The 23,295-nt window shown below is 46.3% G+C and carries 21 protein-coding genes and 2 rRNA genes; 2 read left to right on the forward strand and 21 right to left on the reverse strand.

All coding sequences use genetic code 11. The annotated features are described in order from the left end of the window. Nucleotides 1–9: 9 nt before the first annotated feature. Genes asrC through asrA form a run of 3 tightly spaced genes read right to left on the reverse strand, consistent with a single transcriptional unit; the run spans nucleotide 10 to nucleotide 2,948 of the window. On the reverse strand, nucleotides 10–1,032 hold the full coding sequence (gene asrC, locus I579_RS12330; RefSeq protein ID WP_010753738.1) for a sulfite reductase subunit C: 1,023 nt from the start codon (nucleotides 1,030–1,032) through the stop codon (nucleotides 10–12). 13 nt (nucleotides 1,033–1,045) lie between these two features. Then, nucleotides 1,046–1,873: an anaerobic sulfite reductase subunit AsrB gene (gene asrB, locus I579_RS12335; protein ID WP_010753739.1), complete on the reverse strand. Its 828-nt coding sequence runs from the start codon at nucleotides 1,871–1,873 to the stop codon at nucleotides 1,046–1,048. Beyond that, nucleotides 1,866–2,948: an anaerobic sulfite reductase subunit AsrA gene (gene asrA / locus I579_RS12340; protein ID WP_010753740.1), complete on the reverse strand. Its 1,083-nt coding sequence runs from the start codon at nucleotides 2,946–2,948 to the stop codon at nucleotides 1,866–1,868. The genes asrB and asrA overlap by 8 nt, the downstream gene beginning before the upstream one ends. A gap of 362 nt (nucleotides 2,949–3,310) precedes the next feature. Here asrA and I579_RS12345 point away from each other — a divergent pair, with 362 nt between their 5' ends. Further along, nucleotides 3,311–3,721, forward strand: a complete 411-nt coding sequence (locus I579_RS12345) for a DUF1622 domain-containing protein (protein ID WP_010753741.1) — start codon at nucleotides 3,311–3,313, stop codon at nucleotides 3,719–3,721. An 82-nt stretch (nucleotides 3,722–3,803) separates the two neighbouring features. Then, nucleotides 3,804–5,489 (forward strand): fibronectin-binding protein EfbA, encoded by a 1,686-nt coding sequence (gene efbA, locus I579_RS12350; RefSeq protein WP_010753742.1) that lies wholly within the window; start codon nucleotides 3,804–3,806, stop codon nucleotides 5,487–5,489. A 60-nt stretch (nucleotides 5,490–5,549) separates the two neighbouring features. Here efbA and I579_RS12355 read toward each other — a convergent pair whose 3' ends face one another. The 18 genes from I579_RS12355 to I579_RS12440 all read right to left on the reverse strand — a co-directional run. Beyond that, nucleotides 5,550–6,266, reverse strand: coding sequence for a carbonic anhydrase family protein (locus tag I579_RS12355; protein ID WP_010753743.1), 717 nt, complete (start codon nucleotides 6,264–6,266; stop codon nucleotides 5,550–5,552). Between the two features lie 16 nt (nucleotides 6,267–6,282). Next, entirely contained in the window at nucleotides 6,283–6,918 is a 636-nt protein-coding gene (gene pyrE / locus I579_RS12360) for an orotate phosphoribosyltransferase (RefSeq protein WP_034810429.1), read from the reverse strand. Beyond that, nucleotides 6,911–7,633 (reverse strand): orotidine-5'-phosphate decarboxylase, encoded by a 723-nt coding sequence (gene pyrF / locus I579_RS12365; RefSeq protein ID WP_010753745.1) that lies wholly within the window; start codon nucleotides 7,631–7,633, stop codon nucleotides 6,911–6,913. Before pyrF ends, pyrE begins: the two co-directional genes overlap by 8 nt. Next, on the reverse strand, nucleotides 7,630–8,562 hold the full coding sequence (locus I579_RS12370) for a dihydroorotate dehydrogenase (RefSeq protein ID WP_010753746.1): 933 nt from the start codon (nucleotides 8,560–8,562) through the stop codon (nucleotides 7,630–7,632). The genes pyrF and I579_RS12370 overlap by 4 nt, the downstream gene beginning before the upstream one ends. After that, a complete protein-coding gene (locus I579_RS12375) occupies nucleotides 8,563–9,351 on the reverse strand; it encodes a dihydroorotate dehydrogenase electron transfer subunit (RefSeq protein WP_034810354.1) in 789 nt (262 codons plus the stop codon). A gap of 112 nt (nucleotides 9,352–9,463) precedes the next feature. After that, nucleotides 9,464–12,649: a carbamoyl-phosphate synthase large subunit gene (gene carB / locus I579_RS12380; protein ID WP_010753748.1), complete on the reverse strand. Its 3,186-nt coding sequence runs from the start codon at nucleotides 12,647–12,649 to the stop codon at nucleotides 9,464–9,466. Continuing rightward, the gene (locus I579_RS12860) at nucleotides 12,650–13,726 is read right to left on the reverse strand and encodes a carbamoyl phosphate synthase small subunit (protein ID WP_010753749.1); all 1,077 of its coding nucleotides are present in this window, start codon (nucleotides 13,724–13,726) and stop codon (nucleotides 12,650–12,652) included. A gap of 3 nt (nucleotides 13,727–13,729) precedes the next feature. Further along, nucleotides 13,730–15,007: a dihydroorotase gene (locus tag I579_RS12390; RefSeq protein ID WP_010753750.1), complete on the reverse strand. Its 1,278-nt coding sequence runs from the start codon at nucleotides 15,005–15,007 to the stop codon at nucleotides 13,730–13,732. A gap of 20 nt (nucleotides 15,008–15,027) precedes the next feature. Further along, nucleotides 15,028–15,960 carry an aspartate carbamoyltransferase catalytic subunit gene (locus tag I579_RS12395; protein WP_010753751.1) on the reverse strand — a complete coding sequence of 311 codons (933 nt, stop codon included), beginning with the start codon at nucleotides 15,958–15,960 and terminating at the stop codon, nucleotides 15,028–15,030. Between the two features lie 39 nt (nucleotides 15,961–15,999). Then, the gene (locus tag I579_RS12400) at nucleotides 16,000–17,271 is read right to left on the reverse strand and encodes a solute carrier family 23 protein (RefSeq protein WP_010753752.1); all 1,272 of its coding nucleotides are present in this window, start codon (nucleotides 17,269–17,271) and stop codon (nucleotides 16,000–16,002) included. Between the two features lie 19 nt (nucleotides 17,272–17,290). After that, nucleotides 17,291–17,824 carry a bifunctional pyr operon transcriptional regulator/uracil phosphoribosyltransferase PyrR gene (pyrR, locus tag I579_RS12405; protein ID WP_010753753.1) on the reverse strand — a complete coding sequence of 178 codons (534 nt, stop codon included), beginning with the start codon at nucleotides 17,822–17,824 and terminating at the stop codon, nucleotides 17,291–17,293. A 266-nt stretch (nucleotides 17,825–18,090) separates the two neighbouring features. Beyond that, complete coding sequence (locus I579_RS12410) at nucleotides 18,091–18,993, reverse strand: RluA family pseudouridine synthase (RefSeq protein WP_010753754.1); 903 nt, start codon at nucleotides 18,991–18,993, stop codon at nucleotides 18,091–18,093. After that, nucleotides 18,990–19,451 (reverse strand): signal peptidase II, encoded by a 462-nt coding sequence (lspA, locus tag I579_RS12415; protein ID WP_010753755.1) that lies wholly within the window; start codon nucleotides 19,449–19,451, stop codon nucleotides 18,990–18,992. Before lspA ends, I579_RS12410 begins: the two co-directional genes overlap by 4 nt. 3 nt (nucleotides 19,452–19,454) lie before the next feature. Then, nucleotides 19,455–20,159 carry a CBS domain-containing protein gene (locus I579_RS12420; protein ID WP_010753756.1) on the reverse strand — a complete coding sequence of 235 codons (705 nt, stop codon included), beginning with the start codon at nucleotides 20,157–20,159 and terminating at the stop codon, nucleotides 19,455–19,457. Then, a complete protein-coding gene (locus I579_RS12425; protein WP_010753757.1) occupies nucleotides 20,160–20,531 on the reverse strand; it encodes a hypothetical protein in 372 nt (123 codons plus the stop codon). It lies immediately after the preceding gene. Nucleotides 20,532–20,688: 157 nt separating this feature from the next. Continuing rightward, on the reverse strand, nucleotides 20,689–22,359 hold the full coding sequence (locus I579_RS12430; RefSeq protein WP_010753758.1) for a formate--tetrahydrofolate ligase: 1,671 nt from the start codon (nucleotides 22,357–22,359) through the stop codon (nucleotides 20,689–20,691). Between the two features lie 298 nt (nucleotides 22,360–22,657). After that, nucleotides 22,658–22,773 (reverse strand): 5S ribosomal RNA (rrf, locus tag I579_RS12435). A 75-nt stretch (nucleotides 22,774–22,848) separates the two neighbouring features. Beyond that, nucleotides 22,849–23,295, reverse strand: a 23S ribosomal RNA gene (locus I579_RS12440); the annotation flags it as partial.

Consider the following 23,295-nt stretch of genomic DNA (forward strand, 5'->3'; position numbering starts at 1 on the left):
TTACTCACCTTATTTGACGTTCATGTGTTTATCCAGGGGTTTTAAGTGGATGTTACTACGGTATTCTTGTTCTGCCCAATAGACATTGTCCGCAATCAATGCTTCTTCGTTCAACTCTACCCCATCTAACATAAATTCTTTGAAGCGTTGGTAACCCGCCCGGTCGATTAAGTGACCACCGTGCAAGTATTCTGCTTTGCCTTCCAAAGCCCATTCAGAAAAGGCTGGCCAGTTCGCAATAATTTGCAAGACGGCTTCTTCTGACAACCAGTTGGCAAACATCTTACCCATACGAGGGAATTGTTTCCCGGAACGACCACCGATGTAGATTTTGTAGAAGACTTGTTCTTGACGAGACCAAGCACCAGTTGGGCAAATGCCAACGCACTCCCCACAACCGACACAGCAACAAGTATCCTTGTCGATGGTCCCTTGGTCGTTCATTTCCAAAACTCCGGTAGCGACTTTTTGACATTTCTTCACACAAGCACCACAAGCGATACAGCGAGAGGCATCATACACCGGACGCGTCACGCCGACAATTCCGATATCTTGGAATTGAGCCTTCACACAGTCATTGGGACAACCACCAATCCCGATTTTTACGTGATAAGGATTTGGGTAAATTAATTTTTCGATTTTGTGGGCCATTTCTTGGGTGTTGATATTGGCTTTAATACAGTGAATGCCACCGATACATGCGACTACGTTTCGAGGGCCGATATAAGGATACCCTTTTGACGTATCCATTTCAACGCCACACATATTGCATTCCATTTCATACAAGAAAGGTTCAATATAAGCATTGACTTCCGGTACATATTTCGCTTTGATGCCTGGTATATCGAAGGTCAAGCGTGTGCCAATGTGGAAATTCCCATCGCCCCAAGTTTGGCAGACGTGTTGCACCATTTCCAACCATTTGGAGTCCATGTAGTTGCCGGCACAGCGCAATTGTAGCATGAATTCCCCAGGCACTTTGGATTGGCGGTAGCACAGTTGACGTAGTTCTTTAATATTGCAATCTTCCATTTTTTTCCTCTCCTTAGTCCTGCAAGTTTTTCGCTTCGCTGTAATTGAAGACCGGTCCATCGACACAGACATAGGTGCTGTCAATGCGGCAGTGACCACATTTGCCGATACCACAGGACATATTCCGTTCGTAGGAAACCCAAATTTTTTCATCTGGCACGCCGTTTTCCCCTAAGCTCATGGTGGCAAAGCGCATCATGACCGGTGGGCCTACCACTACGCATTCGTATTTGTCATTAAAATCAGCAAAGGGTACGTTCGGAATAAATTTCGTCACTAGCCCGGTTTCCCAGTCTAAGTATTCTTCATTGTCTAAGGTGTAGACCACGTGAAAATGAGGCGTTTGTTGCCATTTCGTCAAAGTTTCTCTAAACAATATGCTTTCGGAATCTTTGAAGCCTAAAATCAAATAAATCTCCCCATAGTTTTCGGGATTTTGACAAAGTTTGCTCACCAACGTTTTGATTGGCGCAACCCCGGTACCACCGGCTACGATTAGCATATTTTTTCCGGCAAAATTTTCAAGTGGCCAACCATGACCGTAAGCGCCCCGCATAAAGATCGTGTCGCCTTTTTTCATGCTGAACAATTCTTTGGTCACTTTCCCCACATTTCGAATGGTGAAGTCACAATAACCCGGACCGTAGCCAGAAACGGAAATCGGCGCTTCCCCCACTCGTGGGATGGAAAGCTGCATAAATTGTCCGTCTTGAATCGGTAAACTATTTTCCAAACGGAAGGTCCATTCCGTCTTGGTTTCTTTGATGATTTCTAAAATTTTATGTCCGGTTGGTCGCACGGGATTAACGACTTTTTCAGGTGCCACTGCGGTATTAGACATGGTGAAGTGCCTCCTTTTGTTTCATTTCAGCCTCAGACGCCATCTCTTGGCGAATCTCTACCAAAGCTAGGTTGATCTTGTGCAAGGTTTCAGAGTAGCTGATTTGTTCTGGGCAGTCCGCATCACAACGGCCACAGCCCACACACATAGCGCCGGTATTAAAACGAGCATCATGGGCATAGACTTTGTGGAGAATCTTGAAGCGGTAACGATCTCCAATGGTCTTGCGGAAACAATGTCCTCCCGCCATGGTATCAAAGTCCGCTAACATGCAAGAAGTACAGGTGCGTTTGCGTTCTCCCACATTGCGGTTTTCCGTGTAGCAGACATCTTTAGTAGTGAAACAGGTACACGTGCTACAAGCAATGGTACATTTGCCACAACCGATGCAGCGTTTTTCATATTCCGCCCACATAGGGTGCATTACGAGGCGTTTGTATTCTTCCTTATTGTTCAAATGGGGAAAATCGACTTGCAGTTCATTTTCTTCGGGCGCTTTGATTTCGTAGTCACTTGGCGTAGCTTCTGCAAAATAAGTCGCAAACTCATTGTCTTTCACATTCACAAAAGCTTCTTCGTCTCTAAAGGAAACGGAGAATTCTTGTAAATCGGTAACGTTAGTTCCCAATGAACAGCAGAAACAGCCGTCAAATTGTTCTGTACATTCCATTAGGACGAAATGTGCTTTATCCCGCATGCGTTTGTAGAAAAAGTCTGCTTCATTGCCGTTTTCCAAAAAGATTTGGTCTTGAATCTTCACGGCATTCAAATCACAAGCCCGGCCAAAAATCAGCAGTTCTCGTTCATCTTTCACTTTGGCTTCCTTGAACTCTTCTTCCGTAAAATAGAACAAGGTTTGCGAAATTGGCGTCAAGACCTCTTTCATGGAAAAGATTGAGCGCTCATGAAACTCAATGTCACGATACTTTGTGACTTCTTTGTACATAATGGTGTCGTCTAAGGCATAACGACCACCGTTGTGGATCCGCACCGGGGCGTAAATCAAATAGTTTTCCGCCAGTTTGGCAAAAAGCGTATCCATCTCACCAGCTGATAAACGATAACTAGTTTCCATTGTCATAACTCCTTTGTCCCAAAGTGAGATAATCAATTGGTGATTATCTTCACATGGACGTTCATTACCGTTATCATAGCCTCCCTCCATCCTAAAAAAAACTAATGATTCGTTATCCAACTATAACGCAGCGTTATGCTTCACATAGTTAAAACTAGGAAAAACCCATGAGTTCCGGGAAATCCCAAGTCTATCAACTTTTCTCAGCATCAAAATTAGGACTACCGGAGATAATGTATCTTTTTTCACATGCAAGTGAGAAAGATTATCAAATTCCGCCTCTTCTATTCCAGTAGGAAGTAGTTTTGAACTGAAGGAAAATTTGCTATGATAGAAAGAAAGGAACGAAAGGAGCACAACAAATGGGCCACCAAATCATGGATTTTTTAATTCCCGCCTTCGACATTGTCGTCGTGGCACTAAACTTTTTATCGATTATCGTGCTGATTTGGGGCGTGGTGATTTCCGGCTACGACTTTATCCGCTCGGAGTTGCTCCACGAAGACCATGTACGAGCAGCGCGGCACAATAATTTTATCCGCAACTTTTTAGGGAGCTACATCCTACTCAGTCTGGAAATTCTGATTGCCGCGGACATCATCGAATCCATCATTAATCCCACCATGGAGGACATCTTACGCCTAGCCGCCGTGGTCGTGATCCGCACCGTTATTTCCTACTTTCTTCACCGGGAAATTCAAGACGCTTTGGATGATGAAGAACACAATTTGGAACAAGCTCGCAGAAAATCGAGAAAGACTAGTAAAAGCTGACCCCCCTTTAGGTCAGCTTTTTTTGTGTGCTGAAAAGCTATGTTATAATAGACTGATGAAATTACAGAAATGAGGGATCCTTATGTCTTTTGACGGGATTTTTACCCACTTAATGGTGGCCGAACTCGAACAACTCGTCTCCGGGCGCGTGTCAAAAATCCACCAACCTTATCCAAATGAAGTCGTCTTGGTGATTCGTTCCCGAGGGAAAAACCAAAAACTTTTACTTTCCGCCCATCCGACTTATGCCCGGGTGCAATTGACGCAAATGAGCTACCAAAATCCGGACACACCGCCGAATTTTGTGATGATGCTTCGGAAGTATTTAGAAGGCGCCATTCTGGGAAAAATCACCCAAGTGGAAAACGACCGGGTGATTCACTTCCATTTCAGTCGCCGAGATGAATTAGGGGACTTGCAAAATATCGTTTTAGTGGTGGAACTCATGGGCCGCCATTCCACGATTTTGTTGTTAAACCAAGCAACTGGCAAAATACTAGATGCTATTAAGCATATCGGGACCAATCAAAACAGCTACCGTTCCCTTTTGCCCGGATTGGAATACGTCAATCCCCCTGCGCAACATTTGCTAAATCCTTTTACCACGGAAAAACCAGAAGTCTTTGAAACACTTTCTGAGTTACCAGAATTAACCGGTAAAGCTCTGCAACAAAAATTCCAAGGTCTCGGTGGGGATACGGCCCAAGAATTGGCCACCCGCCTAAGTGCTCGGCCTAATGAAAAACTCCGGGTTTGGGAAGAATTTTTCGCTAGCCTCACCACCGAGTTGACTCCGACTCACTACGCCGGCAACAAGGAGTATTTCACCCCGGTTTTATTTGAGAGCTTACAAAACTTGCCTCATGAAAGCTACGCCAACCTGAGTGAGTTATTAGATGCCTTCTACCATGACAAAGCAGAACGGGACCGGGTCAAGCAACAAGGTGGGGAATTAATCCGCAAGCTGGAAAATGAGCGGAAACGCAACAAAAATAAGCTCAAGAAACGGGAACAAACCTTAAAAGACTCGGAAAACGCCGAAGAGTTTCGGCAAAAAGGCGAGCTTTTAACCACCTTCTTGCATCAAGTCCCCCGAGGTGCGACCAATGTTACTTTGCCGAACTATTACAAAGAAGATAAACCTTTAGACATTGCCTTAGACCCTGCTTTGACACCCAATCAAAATGCCCAAAAATACTTCACTCGCTATCAAAAATTGAAAAACGCCGTGAAGCTTGTAGGCGACCAAATCGCAGAAACCAAAGAAGAACTCCGCTATTTGGATTCTGTTTTGGCTCAATTAGAAATCGCCGGCCCTATGGATTTAGCCGTGATTAAAGAAGAATTGGTGAACCAAGGGTATATCCGGCAAAAAGGCAAAAAACGCAAAGAAAAACCATCCCAACCGGAAAAATTCCAAGCAAGCGATGGTACCGAGATTTTAGTCGGGAAAAATAATTTACAAAACGATCAACTGACCTTGCGCACGGCCCGGAAAACCGACACTTGGCTCCATGCCAAAAACATTCCCGGTTCTCACGTGATCATTCGCTCAGCAGAACCTAGTGAAGAAACGCTCTTGGAAGCCGCAGAACTGGCGGCCTACTTCTCCAAATATCGTTATTCGGCCCAAGTGCCCGTGGATTACGTCCAAGTCAAACACATTCGAAAACCCAACGGTGCCAAACCCGGCTATGTCATCTACGAAAACCAAAAGACACTCTACGTTACACCGGAAGAAAGTATTCTGGAAAGATTAAAAAAATAAGTCAGTAAGAAGTCGATACTGTTCGACTTCTTACTGACTTTTTCTGTCTCTTAAAAAACTCTATTCCGTCTCTTCCACAAAATATACCGGTCGATCTTTGCGTTCTTGTAACGGACGGTTATTCCCTTGTAAAATTTCTTCTTTAAACTGAGATAAAAAGGCTCTGGATAGTTTTCCCGGCTGGTCAAAGACAAACCAATGAATGGGCCCTTTTGTCGGTGGCGTGGTCAATGAGCCTACATAGTGAAAATGACTCCTCGCTTTCGGTAAAAAAAGACTAGGATCAAAAATCTGCAAATGTCGCTCCATATCCCACAAGGTAGCTTGGCGCAATGGCCCTTCTGGTAAGACTTCCTCGGAAATATCACACAGTACCCCCACAACCAAGTTATTGCCGGCGTGATCCATGTGTACCAAGTGAATTTCCACCGGTTTTTGAGTACCGTCAATCACGTGCTCACTGGGCAAATGGTAGTGAATATCCGTCAAAGCGTATTTCGTACCTTTAAAAGACACATAGCTTTCACACTCAAACGGCACGAAATGAATCGTATTTTTAAATTCCTTTTCCGTAAAGCGCTCCTGTTGATAGCAAAAGGTCAGCCCTTTTTCCGCGGCTTCCACCACCAGTGGTTCACTGGACCCATGTTCTAAAGCGATGGGGGATTGATAAGGATAGCGGGCCCCTTCTGCGTACCAATCACACAGGGTATGCCAATAGTTTGGACCATTTTCCCCGGAGTAACTCCAAGGGACATCCATATTGCGTTTGACCATGAGGATTCCTCCTGTCTTAGTCTTTCAACCAGTTTTCTGGATCTTCTTTGAATTTCTTTAAAAGGGTCAAGTCGGCTTCCTCGATATAGTTGCTGGCCAAAGCCGCCTCAATCAAGGTGGAGTAGTTGGTCAAAGTCACCAAAGGCACACCAGCCTCTTCAAAGTTTTTTTGACCTTTTGGCAATTCATAGGTGAAAATCGCCGCCACACCGAGAACATCTGCTCCTTCTTTTTTGGCTGCTTCGGCCGTGCCTAAAACGGAACCACCAGTGGAAATCAAGTCTTCAATGATTACCATTTTTTGGCCTTTGTGAATCCGGCCTTCGATTTGATTGCCCTTGCCGTGGTCTTTGGCCTTGGAACGAATGTACACCATAGGCAAGTCTAAAATATCCGCTACCCAAGCAGCATGGGGAACCCCACCAGTGGCTGCCCCAGCGATAACTTCCACATCAGGAAATTCCGCTTTGATTTTACTTGCTAAGCCTTCTGCGATTTGTTTGCGAACTTTCGGGTAACTAATCGTAATGCGGTTGTCACAATAAATCGGGCTTTGAATCCCGGAAGCCCAAGTAAAAGGTTCATTGGGACTTAAAAAGACTGCTTCGATTTCTAGTAAGTCTTTGGCTACTGCGGTTTCTAAATTATTCATCTTCGGTTGCCCCATTCCATTCTTCTTTGATTGCTTGATATGCTTGATACGGATTTTCTGCTTGGGTGATTGGCCGGCCCACCACGATGTAGTCGGAGCCGATTTTCCGGGCATTCCCCGGCGTCATAACCCGCTTTTGATCCCCTACGGCTGCTTGTTTTCGTCTAATTCCCGGGGTTAAGCAGATAAAGCTAGGATTTGTAGCTTCTTTGATTAAGGCGACTTCTTGAGCAGAGCAGACAACGCCATCTAAGTCAGCTTTTTCGGCACATTTGGCGTAATGGGCGACACTTTCTGCCAGACTAACAGAAATCAGTTGATCTGTCTGCATCTGTGCTTCTGAGGTGGAAGTTAATTGGGTCACAGCGATAAGTTGTGCTACTTTTTGACCTTCAGGGGTGCCTGCCACAAGTCCCTCTTTAGCAGCCTTCATCATTTCTACGCCCCCAGCTGCATGCACATTCGTAATCGCCACGCCTAAAGCAGCAATTCGTTTCATGGCACTAGCGACAGTATTTGGGATATCGTGGAGTTTTAAATCCAGAAAGACATCATGGCCTTGGGCTTTTAGAAAACGCACCACTTCAGGCCCTTCACTGTAAAAGAGTTCCATGCCAACTTTGACAAATAAGGACTCTTCTTCAGGAAAACTTTTTAAAAACTTTTTGACCTCTCCTAAATCAGGAAAGTCTAATGCGATAATTGGTCGCTTCATCCTTGGCGCGCCTCCCTTACTTCTTTGATTAATTGTTCCAGTGACTGGATTCCTAGTTCTTCCATCCGGCTAGGCAATGCGTCAATGATTTTCGGACAAGCATAAGGATCGATGAAATTGGCCGTTCCTACTGCCACAGCACTCGCCCCGGCCATGTACATTTCCAAAACGTCATCAGCGTTCATAATGCCGCCCATGCCGATAATCGGTAAATTTGTCACCCCGGCTACTTGATGAATCAAGCGAATCGCCACGGGTTTAATCGCTGGGCCAGACAAGCCCCCGGTTTGATTGGCTAAAATCGGTCGCCGAGTTTTCAAATCAATCCGCATGCCCAATAACGTATTAATCATGGTAAAGCCATCCGCCCCGGATTGTTCAATTGCTTGGGCAATGGGCACGATATCCGTCACATTAGGAGAAAGCTTCACGTAAATCGGCACCCGACTGACTTTTTTCACCGCCGCCGTTAAACTAGCCGCTACCACTGGATCCGTGCCAAAAGCAATTCCTCCGTGTTTCACATTAGGACAAGAGATATTTAACTCGATGGCTTTAACATTAGGAGCTTGACTGATTTCACGGCAGACGGTGACATAGTCTTCTTCACAAGAGCCGGCTACGTTGGCGATAATCGGTAATTCCGGATAGTGTTCTGCTAAGTAAGGCAATTGCTTGGTCATTACCGCTTCTAAGCCAGGATTTTGTAAGCCAATGGCATTCAACATACCGCTAGGCGTTTCAGCGATTCGTGGTGTTTCATTCCCAAAACGAGCTTTAGGCGTGGTGGCTTTGATCATAATAGAACCCAAGTGATTCAAATCGAAATATTGGGCGTATTCTTGACCAAAGCCGAAACAACCACTGGCTGGAATCACCGGATTTTTTAAGTCTAACCCTGGGAGTTTGACTGCTAAGGGATTTGTCATTTAGATGACCACCTTTCCAGCCGGGAAGACCGGCCCTTCATCACAGACTTTGACGCTTTTCGTACCGGTTTCATCCCCTACCACATGACAGACACAACCATAGCAAGCACCCATACCACAGGCCATGCGCGCTTCGTGGGAGAGTTGAGCGTTAGGGTGATTGCGATACCGTTCGTCCACGGTTTGCAGCATCCCCTTGTTGCCACAAGCGAAGACCGCTGCGGGTGTCTCAGGTGTCTCAGTAACCACCTGGTCCAACAGCATCCCCACATGGCCTTTCATGCCGAAGCTGCCATCATCGGTGGCCCAATGACATACGCCTAATGCTTCAAAGAGTTCCTTGTCGTACATTACGCTTTGACTGGCAAAGCCGAAGAAATGCACCGGAATCGCCCCGATTTCTTTCAATTGGCGGGACAGTTCATATAAAGGCGGCACACCGATACCTCCACCGATTAGATAGACCACGTCATTTGATTTGATTTTGCTCAGGTCAAAACCGTTACCTAAAGGACCTAAAACATCTAGCTGCATCCCCGGTGTAAGTTCAGAAAAAGCTTTGGTGCCATCCCCTTCAATACGGTAGATGATCTGACAAGTTTCTGTGGCTTGATCGATGGCATTGATACTAATCGGTCGGCGTAAAAGCAAGTCCGCCCGGGGTACTTTAATATGTAAAAATTGGCCGGGAGTCTCCATTTCTTCGACTAGCTTTCCTTGCAAAGTCAGCTTGAAAATCCGTGGTGCCACTTCTTCCTGTACCAAGATGGTCATCATTTCTTGTTTCAATCAAAACGCCCCTTTGTCCTGAAATCAGGAGTGATAATAGTCCTTAACCTTATGGGAAAGCTATCTTCCAAAAAGCCCGGCTTCTTGGAAAATAGCTTCACAAAAGGTTCGATTAGATTGCTTGAGTAGAGAAGGCCCGGTCTTCCATAACCTTCAAAATCGCATCCGCAGTATCCAGTGAGGTGAACAATGGCACCCCGTGTTCCACTGCTTCTCGGCGAATGATAAAGCCGTCTTCTGATGTACCTTGGCGATTTTTGTCCATGGTATTGATTACCAGTTGGGTATTTCCGTTACGGATAATGTCAATCACATTTTCCTCACAGTTTTCTTCAGAAATCTTGCAGACCGTTTTGACGGTCAGGCCTTGTTTGGTTAAATACTCCGCCGTACCACTGGTTGCCAGAAGAGAGAAGCCTACTTCGGCAAAGCGTCGTGCCAGATTCACAGACTCTTCCTTCGCATCGTCGGCAATGGTGAACAATACCGCTCCGAATTCCGGAATCTTCAAGCCTGCCGCTTCAAAGGCTTTGTACAAGGCTTTCTCCAAGCTGCGATCGCTGCCCATGACTTCCCCAGTAGATTTCATCTCTGGGCCTAAGTAAGTGTCGACTTTCAGCAATTTCGTAAAGGAGAAGACCGGTGCTTTAATGTGAACGTTGCTATCTTCTGGATACAAGCCGGTCTCATAACCCAAGTCTTTTAGTTTCGTGCCGAGAATCGCTTTAGTGGCGATTTGCGCCATGGGAATACCGGTAACTTTGCTCAAGAACGGTACCGTCCGGCTAGCTCTCGGGTTCACCTCGATCACATAGACTTTCTCTTCGTGAATGACAAACTGGATGTTCATCATCCCCACACAGTTTAAGCCAATGGCCAAACGCTCAGTGTAGTCTGCAATGGTCGCTTGGATTTCTGTCGAAAGATTTTGTGGTGGATATACCGCCATGGAGTCGCCCGAGTGAACCCCGGCTCTTTCGATATGTTCCATAATCCCCGGAATCAAGACGGTTTCTCCATCACAAATGGCGTCTACTTCACACTCGGAACCGGTCAAGTAACGGTCCACTAAGACGGGATGCTCTGGTGAAGCTTTCACGGCATTGGCCATGTAGTCTTCAAGATCCGCTTGGTTTTCCACGATTTCCATAGCTCGGCCACCTAAGACGTAACTTGGGCGCACGAGGACTGGATAACCGATACTTTCGGCGATTTTCACCGCTTCTTCCGTATTCGTCGCCGTATCCCCTGGAGGTTGTGGAATATCCAAATCTTTTAATGCTTGTTCAAAGAGATCCCGGTTTTCTGCCCGGTCTAAGTCTTCCGTAGTCGTGCCAAGAATTTTGACCCCGGCATTGTGTAATGGTTCTGCTAAGTTAATCGCCGTTTGCCCACCAAACTGCACGATAACTCCTTCAGGTTGCTCCAAGTCGATGACATTCATGACATCTTCAAAGGTCAATGGTTCAAAGTATAGTTTGTCAGAAATCGAGAAGTCCGTCGATACGGTTTCCGGATTACTATTCATGATAATGGCTTCGTAGCCTGCTGCTTGAATGGCTTTTACCGAATGCACGGTGGCGTAGTCAAATTCCACCCCTTGGCCGATGCGAATCGGACCAGAGCCTAAGACTAAGACAGATGGCTTCGCACTTTTCTGGCTTTCGTTTTCAAACTCGTAGGTGCTGTAAAAATACGGTGTTTCCGATTCGAATTCGGCGGCACAAGTATCCACCATTTTGTATACCGGTAGTAAGTCGTTGGCTTTCCGATAGTCCCGGACTTCCCCAGCCGTCATTTGCCACAATTCGGCAATCTTCCGGTCGGCAAAGCCATTTTCTTTGGCTTCTTTTAATAAGTCCAAATCCTTTGGTGCAGCAGCCAAAGCTTGTTCTAATTCCCAAACGTGTAGCAATTTATCCAAGAAGAACAAGTCGATTTTCGTCAATTCGGCGATTTCTTCGATGCTGTAGCCTCGGCGCAGTGCTTCGGCCACATAAAACAAGCGGTCGTCTTGGGCCCGAACCATCTTTTGCGTTACTTCTGCATCGGATTTCTCTGCTAACTCGGGAATTTCCAAGTGATAAGTGCCGATTTCCAAAGAGCGTACAGCTTTTAAGAGGGATTCCTCAATGTTCCGGCCAATGGCCATTACTTCCCCTGTGGCTTTCATCTGGGTGCCGAGTACCCGCTCTCCGGACTCAAACTTGTCAAAAGGCCAGCGGGGAATCTTCGCTACCACATAGTCCAAAGCTGGTTCGAATTCCGCATAAGTCGTTTCCGTGACTGGGTTTTTCATCTCGTCTAGGGTTAGACCCACAGCGATTTTCGCCGCTAGTTTGGCAATCGGATAACCAGTAGCTTTCGAGGCCAAGGCAGAAGAACGAGATACCCGAGGGTTTACTTCAATGACATAGTATTTGAAACTCTTAGGATCCAAGGCTAGCTGAACGTTACAGCCTCCTTCGATTTTTAAAGCGCGGATGATTGACAAGGAAGCGTCCCGAAGCATTTGGTATTCGTAGTCACTTAAGGTTTGGCTAGGGGCAAAAACGATGGAGTCTCCCGTGTGGATACCAACAGGGTCGAAGTTTTCCATGTTACATACCACAATGGCATTGTCCGCGGAGTCCCGCATTACTTCATACTCGATTTCTTTGTAACCGGCAATGGAGCGTTCGATTAAGCATTGGGTTACTGGGGAGAGCTTCAAGCCGTTTTCCGCGATTAAGCGCAACTCGTCTTCGTTGTCACACATGCCCCCACCGGTGCCTCCTAAAGTAAAGGCCGGGCGCACGATAATGGGATAGCCGATTTCATTGGCAAATGCCACGGCTTCTTCCACCGTAGTCACGATTTCTGATTCTGGAATCGGTTGGCCCAAGTCTTCCATTAACTGTTTAAACAAGTCTCGGTCTTCCGCTTGGTCAATGGCGGAAAGTTTCGTGCCTAATAGTTCGATGTTCAATTCTTCCAAAATACCCGATTTTGCCAATTCCATGGCCATGTTCAAGCCGGTTTGGCCGCCTAGTGTAGGCAAAAGGGCGTCCGGATTTTCTTTTCGTAAAATCCGGGAGACAAACTCGAACGTAATCGGTTCAATGTAGACTTTGTCCGCAATTTCTTTATCCGTCATAATCGTGGCCGGATTGGAGTTCACCAAGACTACTTCATAGCCCTCTTCTCGTAAAGCCAGACAGGCCTGAGTCCCGGCATAGTCAAACTCCGCCGCTTGGCCGATAATAATCGGGCCGGAGCCAATCACCATGATTTTCTTAATATCTGTACGTTTTGGCATTTAGTTCTGCTCCTTTCCGGCATCCATCATTTCGATAAATTCGTCAAATAAATGCAGTGCGTCATGAGGTCCCGGTGCCGCATCTGGATGGAATTGGACGGTGAAGGCTGGGTATTTCTTATGACGCAAGCCTTCTACGGTACCGTCGTTGACTTCCACATGGGTAATAAAGAGTTCATTTGGGTCAATGGAATCTTCCGCTACTGCAAACCCGTGATTTTGGGAAGTGAAGTCGATGCGCCCTGTGGCAATTTCTCGCACTGGGTGATTCAAACCCCGGTGACCAAACTTCATCTTAAAAGTGTCCGCTCCATTGGCTAAAGCGAAGAGTTGGTGACCTAAGCAAATCCCAAAAATTGGCACTTTCCCTTGGATACCTTTAATCATTTCAATGGCTTCCGGCACGCTTTTCGGATCCCCAGGTCCATTTGTCAGCATCACACCGTCTGGGGCTAATTCTAAAATCGTTTCTGCCGGTGTATTGTATGGCAATACGGTTAAGTTACAGTTGCGATTGGAGAGTTCTCGCAAGATTGAGTGCTTCAAGCCAAAGTCGATCACCACTACATTGTGGCCAACTCCAGGACTTGGATAAGGTTTTGCCGTGGAGACTTGTTCCACTTGGTTCGTAGGCAAGACGACCGCTTTTAATTGATCAAAGGCATGGGTGAAGTCTTCTTCTGAGACGATAGAAGCTTTCATAGTCCCAGCCTGCCGGATTTTTCGCGTTAATGCCCGGGTGTCGATACCCGCGATGCCGGGAATATCTTTTTTCTTTAAAAACTCGTCTAAAGTCATTTGGCTGCGCCAGTTGTTCGGTTTGCGGGCGAATTCTTTTACCACTACCGCTTTACAAGTCGGTGCAATGGATTCGTAGTCATCCCGGTTCACCCCGTAATTGCCTACCATGGGATAGGTGAAGGTGATGATCTGCCCGTTAAAGCTTTGATCGGTGATGGTTTCTTGGTAGCCCGTCATACTGGTGGTAAAGACGATTTCCCCAAAGACATTGCCCTCTGCGCCAAAACCTACGCCTTCAAAATGTGTGCCATCTTCTAATATCAACCATCGTTTCATCTTTTACTCCCCTTTTTGCCAAACCAATTGGCCGTCTACAAATGTGTACATGGTGTCTCCTTGGGCTTTCCAACCGGTGAAGGGTGTGTTCACTGCTTGGGACAAGAAGTTTTGATCGTCAATCACATACTCTTCATCAAGATTAAAGACTGCTAAGTCCGCTGCTTGACCGATTTCCAAGCGCCCGGCATTTAAGCCGAAGATCGCCGCCGGTTTCACTGCCATCCAGTCAATCACTTGTTCCAAGGTAAAGCGTCCTGTTTTGACGAAGTGCGTGTAAACCAATTGGAAGGCGTACTCTGAACCTACGATCCCAAATGGTGCTTTTAGAAAACTCTGATTTTTTTCCTCAAATCCGTGGGGCGCATGATCCGTGGCGATACAATCGATCGTACCGTCTAGTAGTCCTTCAATCAGTGCCTCTCGGTCATCCACGCCTCGCAATGGTGGATTCATTTTCCAGTAACCGAAGTCTTCCGGAATGTCCACGTCGGCTAAAATCAAGTGATGGGGCGAAACTTCCGCCGTCACATGAACCCCGGCTTTCTTCGCATCCCGAATCACTCGGACGCTTTCTTTTGTGGAAACGTGGCAGACGTGGTAATGACAGCCGGTTGCTTCCGCTAAAATCAAGTCCCGCGCAATTTGTGAGGACTCCGTGGCGCTTAAAATTCCTGGTAACCCCAGTTCTTCCGCTCTTTTACCGGCATGCATCACTCCGCCGAAGAGTAAGGATTCATCTTCTGTATGGGCGACTAGCGCCATTTTGTTAGCAGCGGCTTCTTTCATGGCTAGATACATAGTTCCCGCCGTTTGAACACCCACACCGTCGTTGGTAAAGGCGAAGGCCCCCACGGCTTTCAGCGCTTTTTGATCGGTTAGGGTTTCACTGCGCAGCTCTTCGGTAATCGGTGCGTATTGTAAGACCTTGACCGCCGCATCTTTTTTAATGATGTCGTAAACTGCTTGGAGTTTTTCTGCCGTGTCTGGCACCGGATTTAAATTCGGCATGGCACACACCGTGGTAAAACCTCCTCTAGCAGCGGCGGCACTCCCGGATTTGATGGTTTCTTTATAAGTAAAGCCCGGTTCCCGCAAATGCACGTGAACATCCACCAACCCTTGGGTGATCAACTGGCCTTTGGCATCGATTACCTGGTCAAAGTCACCAGAAAACTCGGTGCCAATCGCTTTAATCACACCATCTTCAATCCAAATCGATGCGGTGGTAGTTTCATTGTCGTGAGTGTTGATTCTGCCGTTCTTTAGTAGTGTTTTCAAATCCTTCGCCCTCCCTGTGATTACGCTCGTCCTGCAAGTATTGCTTCTAAGATGGCCATGCGCACGTAGACGCCGTTGGTCATTTGGGTCACGATGCGAGATTGGAGGCCTTCTACTAGGGAATCCGCCAACTCCACATCCCGATTGACCGGCGCCGGGTGCATGATAATCGCCGTCTTTTTCATTTTCTTGGCCCGTTCCACGGTTAAACCGTATTGTTGGTGGTACCTTTCTTTGGTGAAATTCTCCTCGTCTTTGGCTTGGTGCCGTTCGTGTTGCACCCGGAGCATCATCATCACATCCACTTGGCTTACCAGTTCATCTAAAGGCACGTATTGTCCGTAGACATCAAAGCTTGGGTCATACCATTGCGCCGGTCCGGAAAAGAAGACTTCCGCACCTAGGCGTTTTAGCATTTGCATGTTGGACTTTGCCACCCGGGAATGAGTGATGTCTCCCACAATGGCGACCTTCAGCCCATCAAAGTGACCAAACTCCTCGTGAATCGTCATTAAGTCTAATAGACACTGTGAAGGATGCTGACCGCTCCCGTCCCCGCCGTTTACGATAGCGCAGTGAATTGTCTTAGACTGGATCAATTGGTCGTAGTAATTCTCATCCCCGTGGCGAATCACCGCCACGTCTACGCCCAAGGCACTCATGGTCAAGACCGTGTCGTACAAAGTCTCCCCTTTTTGCACCGAACTGTGCCCCGCGTCAAATTCGATAACTTCTAAGCCTAGCTTCTTTTCTGCCACTTCAAAACTCTTGTGAGTCCGCGTGCTGTTTTCAAAGAAGAGATTTGTGGCAAAGTATTGATCCTTTTCCGGTGTCCACTTGGCGCCTCTTTTAAACTCTTGGCCTCGTCTGACTAGGCCCATGACTTCTTGGTCGCTTAAGGCTTCCACACTTAACAAATGCTTTAAACTGATTCGTTCTGATTGGATGATCATGCTCGTTTCCTCCTAGGATTTTTCTGAGGATTGCGTTCTTTACACTTCGCTGCGAGAGGTTTCTGGCAAGATTAGGTTTAAGATAATGCCTAAGACTGTTGCCAATGCCATGGCAGACAAAGTGAATGTGCCGGCTTCTACATAAAGTCCGCCAATCCCGATTACTAAGATTACAGATGCGATAATCAAGTTTTTCTTCTTATCGAAGTTGATCTTGTTTTCGATTAAAATCTTCAACCCGCTGGCCGCAATTACCCCAAAGAGGATAAAGCTGATACCAGAGATTACCGGATTTGGGATACTTAAGATCAAGGCACTTAGTTTACCTACGAAGCCGAGAATGACTGCCAAGACTGCCGCTCCGCCGATTACGAAGACGCTGTGTACTCGGGTAATTGCTAAGACGCCGATGTTTTCCCCGTAGCTAGTCACTGGAGGTCCTCCTACAAAGCCGGCTACGATTTGTGCTAAGCCATCCCCCATCAAAGTTCTGTTCAAACCTGGGTCTTCAAAGAAATTCCGTTTCGTCAATTTGTTCAAGACCATTAAGTGGCCGATGTGCTCGGTCATGGTTACAAAGGCGATTGGCGCCATGGTGATCACCGCACTGGCGTAGAATTTCGGCTCGTAGGTTAGAAATGGTACTTGGAAGTTTGGCAAGGCAAACCAGTCCGCTGCAGCCACACCGCTTAAGTCCACCACACCTACTGCTAGAGCAAACAAGTAACCGCAGATAATCCCAAGCAAGATTGGGATCAATCCTAGGAACCCTTTTAAGAACATATTGAAGAAAATCGTGATGCCTAAAGTTACTAGCGCTACTAGTAAGTAAGTGAAATCGTATTTGCCGTTATTCATCATGGCGTTGTTCGCCGCATTAGCAGCTAAGCCTAAGCCGATTACCATGATTACTGGACCTACCACAATCGGCGGTAAGATTTTGTCCATCCAAGCCGAGCCAATTTTTTTCACCAGGAAGGCTACGATTAAGTACACCAAACCAGTGGTCATAGCTCCTTGGGCAATGGCTGGGTAGCCATCGGTTTTCATTAATAATTGCATCGCCGCGATAAAGGCGAAACTGGAACCAAGATACGCGGGAATCTTGCCTTTGGTGACAAACAAGTACACTAGCGTACCTAAGCCAGAGCTAACCAAGGCAATCCCCGGGTTGATACCGACTAAGATTGGGACTAAAACCGTTGCCCCAAACATGGTAAACAAATGCTGTAAACTCAAGCCCAACCACACAAAGGGTTTTGGCTTATCTTTAATATCTAAAACCACATCATCATTATGAAATTCTGCCACGCTGCTTCACTCCTAGAGTCTAGTTTTTAATTAAAATGCGATCTTTGCCGTCGCTTTCTTCCATTTCCACGATAATTGCTTCCGATAAAGCCGTTGGAATGTTTTTGCCTACATAATCCGCACGAATCGGCAATTCCCGATGGCCCCGGTCTACTAAAACCGCCAATTGAATCTTGTTCGGCCGACCAAAGTCCATAATGGCATCCAAGGCTGCGCGAATCGTCCGGCCAGTGTACAAAACATCGTCCACCACGATGACTTCTTTGCCTTCCAGATTCACAGGAATGTTGGAAGAATGAACTTCTGGATCTTCCAAGCTCTTGTCTTTCACGTCGTCTCGGTACAAAGTAATGTCTAACTCTCCCACCGGTACGTCGATGTCTTCTAATTGTTTCAAGCGTTCTGCAATCCGTTGGGCGATGAAGATGCCTCGGGTTTTAATACCTACTAAAACCAAATCCTCCAATCCCCGATTGCGTTCGATAATTTCGTAAGCGATTCGAGTCAATGCTCGTTTCATTGTTACCGCGTCAACGACTTCTTTTGCTGCCATAGTATTCCCTCCGCGTTTTATTATTCTGAATCCATTTTCTAATAGTAGAGCAACAAAAAAACCTCTTGCCCAAGGGACAAGAGGTTTGGTTTCCGAGTAAAGCAGTGCCCATGACACCTAGTCTGGGTACACTGTCTGTTTGGGTTGGGCCACACAGCGCACTGTGTTTGCAACTCACCATTCCTTCTTAGCCTCACGGGACTAACTTAAAGGGTATTTTGTTTTTCTTTAGATATAAGATACACTTCTTCATTCAGGAAAGCAACTTATTTTCGTAATTTTTCCAATGTTTTTTGAAAAACTTCCGGCAATGGTGCCGTAAAGGTCAAAAATTCTCCGGTACGAGGATGTTCAAAGCCTAAAACCTGGGCGTGGAGAAATTGCCCTTTGCCTGGTAATGTCTTTTTCGGCCCATACACTGGGTCTCCCGCTAAAGGGTAGCCAATGTATTTCATATGCACCCGAATCTGATGAGTCCGGCCGGTTTCTAGCTGTAATTCCACCAAGGTAAAATCAGCAAAGCGCTCTAGTACTTGAAAATGCGTCACAGCAGGTTTGCCTTCTTCGATCACCGCTTGCATTTTCCGGTCCGTCTTAGAACGACCGATTGGGGCATCAATGACGCCCTTTTCATGAGGAATCACCCCGTGAACCAAGGCCACGTATTTGCGCAAGGAAGTTTTTTCCTTTAATTGTTTGGCCAGTGACTCATGGGCAAAATCATTTTTGGCAATCATTAACAAACCAGACGTATCCTTGTCGATTCGGTGAACGATTCCCGGACGAATCACGTCATTAATGGAAGACAAATTTTGCATGTGGAACAATAAAGCATTAACCAAAGTGCCATTAGGATGGCCAGCGGAAGGATGCACTACCATGCCTTGAGGTTTATTCACCACGGCCACGTCTTCATCCTCATAGACAATCTCTAACGGAATATTTTCCGGTGTTAACTCTAAAACAGTAGGTTCCGGTACAGCAATGGTCACCTGATCCCCGGTCTTGACCTTGTAATTTGCCTTAACGGTGGTACCATTGACCATCACCCGCTCGTCTTTTAGCCATTGTTGAATTTGAGAGCGACTGTAATCCGCTAATTCTTGGCTTAAAACCTTGTCGATGCGGCCACTTTGTTCCCCTAGTTGTAAATCGATTTGTTCCTTCATTTTGTCTTCCTTTCAAAACGCTCTTCAAATAATGCATAGATAAAGACCATTACAACCCCAATGGTCAAACACATGTCTGCCACATTAAAAATCGGGAAGTTTATAAAGTCTGTCTGGAACATATCCACCACGTAGCCGAGCCGCATGCGGTCGATAAAGTTCCCTAAAGCTCCGGCAATAACCAGTCCCAGTGCCAAGGAATAAAACTTGCTCCCACGACGATTCTTCCATAATAACCAGATACACAATGGCACCGCCACAAAAGTCACAATGGCGAAAAACCACATTTGCCCTTGTAAAATACTCCAAGCCGCCCCGCTATTTTGGTAGTAGGTCAAAGAAAAAACATTGGGAATCACGTTCATGGTCTCGCCTAAGCTCAAATTGCTCACGACCCAGTATTTCACCAGCTGATCACAGACCACCAGTAGTGCTGCGACAATCAAATAACTAATCAAAAATCATTTCTCCTTTGCATTTGCCCCATAGATATCCCGTGGACGAATGATGCCTAACAGATTGCCATTAGGGTTGCCATCCTTCGTAATCAAGATTGCCTCAAGCAAATTTTCATTTTCAAATAACTGTTTTGCCTCGGTAACCGTCGTGGTGCCGGCAACAAAACAATAATTGGTGTACTTTCCATCTTTGAGCAATAAATCCGCTGCCGTCTTCCCTTTTAGGACGATTTCTCCATGCTGGCTTTCACTGGCAAACCAATACCCCAAAGCCCGCAAAGTAATCAAACCTTTGAAATTTCCTTGATCGTATAACGGAAATTGGGAATAGCGTTTTTCCGCAATGGTCCGCAAAATTTCTGTTACCGGTAGGGTTATTTCAAAACCGGTCACTCGTTTACCGAATTTTGGCAAAACCAACTCCGGTTTCAATAACAAATTTTCGATTTCAGTAATACGCTGGATTACCCATTCATTTGGTTCTGCAATGACGAAATTTTCTCCTACTCGTTCATGAACGATGGCATTTCGCAGTTGAGCCATTTGTAGTAAGTCATCACTAATAGCATGAACTTCGGGATTTTTTTGCTTACTTAAGCGCCGCACCATTTCACTAAAGCCCATATTCCGAGGATTGCCCAACTCTTCGCGCAACCATTTTTCAATCCGATTAAAGCTAGCTAAAAAAACATCGGCCCGTTCACCCACTCAGGCCACCTCCTTAATAAGATACGCTCGTCCACAAAGACGATACATGATTAAGAGATACAAAACTAAACCGGCGACCAAAGGAACAATTCCCCGAGATGCCACCAATAACAAAGCAAACAACAAAACATATACCCAGAGAAAAGCCGGATTCATGGTGACTTCTAGGGTAACGTCATGCTGATTTGACAACTCGTAAGGCTGACTCTTTAAAAGGGAAAAGCCTACTTGAATCTTTTGAGTTCCCGTATCCGGCAATTCTAAGACCTGCTCCTGATTTTGAAAAAGGAGGCTCTTTTGGCCATTGGCTTTGACGGTTAAGGGACTTCCCATGGCGAAGAAGCCGGTATTGCGCATCAAGGTCACTTTCATCTGTACGCCCTCATTTCTTACGGAAAGCTCTTCTCATTATCCCCGAAGGACTAGGAAAAGACAAGCCGAAATTCTTCTCTTTTATGATAGCATAGAGCCCCTTCTAAAGCGCAAGAAAAGGCCGGGAGAGTATCCCGACCTTTTTCACTAGATTTTATCAGAACAAGCCCACTGCATTTCCTGCTTCATCGATATCCATCTTCAATGCGGCCGGCTTTTTCGGCAAGCCCGGCATGGTCATCACGTCACCAGTTAAAGCCACGATGAAACCAGCCCCTAATTTCGGTGCCAATTCCCGAATCGCAATGGTAAAGCCTTCTGGCGCCCCTAAAGCATTGGGATCATCGGAAAACGAATACTGGGTTTTCGCCATGCAGACCGGTAGCTGATCCCAGCCCTCCTTGGCAAAGGTTTGTAACTGGGTTTGTGCTTTCTTAGCAAAGTGTACATCTGCTCCGTGATAGATTTTCTGAACTACCGTGCGGATCTTTTCTTCCAAGGAAGCATCGGCTTGGTATAACGGATGAAAGGATTTTTCATCGGCCGTAGCGGTTGCTTCCACCACAGCTTGGGCCAATTCTTCCCCGCCAGCACCGCCATTGGCCCACACGGAGGCACGTTTAACCGTCACTCCTAGTTTTTGACACAACGCTTCCAACTGTTCAAATTCCCCTTGGGTATCCGTGACAAATTCATTAATGGCAACTACTACGGGTACATTGTAACTTTGCATGTTTTCAATGTGCCGTTCTAAATTCGCAAACCCACGGGCCACAGCAGGGATATTTTCTGCTTCCAGTTGATCCTTTTTCACGCCTCCGTGCATCTTCAGCGCCCGAATCGTCGCAACAATCACAATGGCATCAGGGGATTTCCCTAAGCGTGGTACTTTGATATCCAAAAACTTCTCTGCTCCTAGATCTGCACCAAAGCCAGCTTCGGTAACCGCATAATCCCCTAATTGCAGGGCCAACCGAGAAGCCATAATGGAGTTACAACCGTGGGCAATATTAGCAAATGGTCCCCCATGAACAAAAGCCGGGGTTCCTTCGATTGTCTGGACTAAATTCGGCTTCAACGCATCTTTTAATAACAATGCCAATGCCCCTTGGACTTGCAAATCCCGAACATAGACAGGTTTTCTCTGGTAAGTATAGCCCACCACAATATTGCCTAAGCGTTCTTTTAAATTGTCAATATCAGTAGCCAAACACAAAATGGCCATGATTTCGCTGGCAACGGTAATGTCAAATCCATCTTGACGAGGTACCCCTTGGACCGGCCCGCCCAAACCAACTACCACTTGCCGCAATTCCCGATCGTTTAAGTCCACAACCCGTTTCCAAATAATCCGCCGCACATCGATATTAAGCTCATTACCTTGATGAATGTGATTATCCAAAAGAGCCGCCAAGGCATTGTTTGCCGTGGTAATTGCATGCATGTCCCCGGTAAAATGCAAGTTAATATCTTCCATAGGCAACACTTGCGCATAACCGCCGCCAGTTGCCCCCCCTTTGATGCCCATCACCGGTCCCAATGAGGGTTCACGTAACGCAATCACCGTCTTTTTTCCTAAACGATTCAGCGCATCGGCTAGCCCTATCGTAATAGTAGACTTGCCTTCTCCTGCTGGTGTTGGATTAATCGACGTTACCAAAATCAATTTGCCAAATTTTTGCTCTTGTAATTTCTGAATCGTTGCCATTTCAATTTTGGCTTTGTATTTTCCATAAAGTTCTAAATCATCTGCAGTTAAGCCAACTTTCGCCCCAATCTCCGTGATTGGCTTAATCTCTGCCTGCTGTGCAATTTCGATATCTGTCATTTCCCCAGACCCCTTTTTATCCCTCCAGCTTTCCGCTAAAAACACGAACATTTCTACAAAAGAGAGATAGATTTGTTAAGTTATCTCCATTATAACGATTTCTTTGAAAAAAACCATGGCTTTCATACTTTTTTTCAAACTTCTATTCATTTCATTCGTTTTCTCAAGCGGTTTACTCTTATGACATTACTCGTGAGCCTTTCATTATTTGTCCCGAGAGTAAGATATTTTGTCAATTCATAATCAAAATACTTTGAACACACAAAAAAACCGCTATGTTTACACATAACGGTCCATTGCGTGGCGACGTCCTACTCTCACAAAGGGAAACCCTTCACTACAATCGGCGCTAAGAAGCTTAACTTCTGTGTTCGGCAAGGTTACAGGTGTATCCTTCTCGCTATCGTCACCACACTATTTAGTTGAGTAAGTCTTTGCTCACTCAAAACTGGATTTGAAATACGTCTTACAACCAAGTCCACGTTTCTTTTGGTTAAGTCCTCGATCGATTAGTATCAGTCCGCTCCAACCATCACTGGCCTTCCACTTCTGACCTATCTACCTGATCATCTCTCAGGGATCTTACTTCTTTAAAAGAATGGGAAATCTCATCTTGAGGTGGGCTTCACACTTAGATGCTTTCAGCGTTTATCCCTTCCCTACATAGCTACCCAGCGATGCCTCTGGCGAGACAACTGGTACACCAGCGGTAAGTCCATCCCGGTCCTCTCGTACTAAGGACAGCTCCTCTCAAATTTCCAACGCCCGCGACGGATAGGGACCGAACTGTCTCACGACGTTCTGAACCCAGCTCGCGTGCCGCTTTAATGGGCGAACAGCCCAACCCTTGGGACCGACTACAGCCCCAGGATGCGACGAGCCGACATCGAGGTGCCAAACCTCCCCGTCGATGTGGACTCTTGGGGGAGATAAGCC

The sequence above is a fragment of the Enterococcus asini ATCC 700915 genome, assembly GCF_000407365.1.
GTDB classification, from domain to species: Bacteria; Bacillota; Bacilli; order Lactobacillales; family Enterococcaceae; genus Enterococcus_C; species Enterococcus_C asini.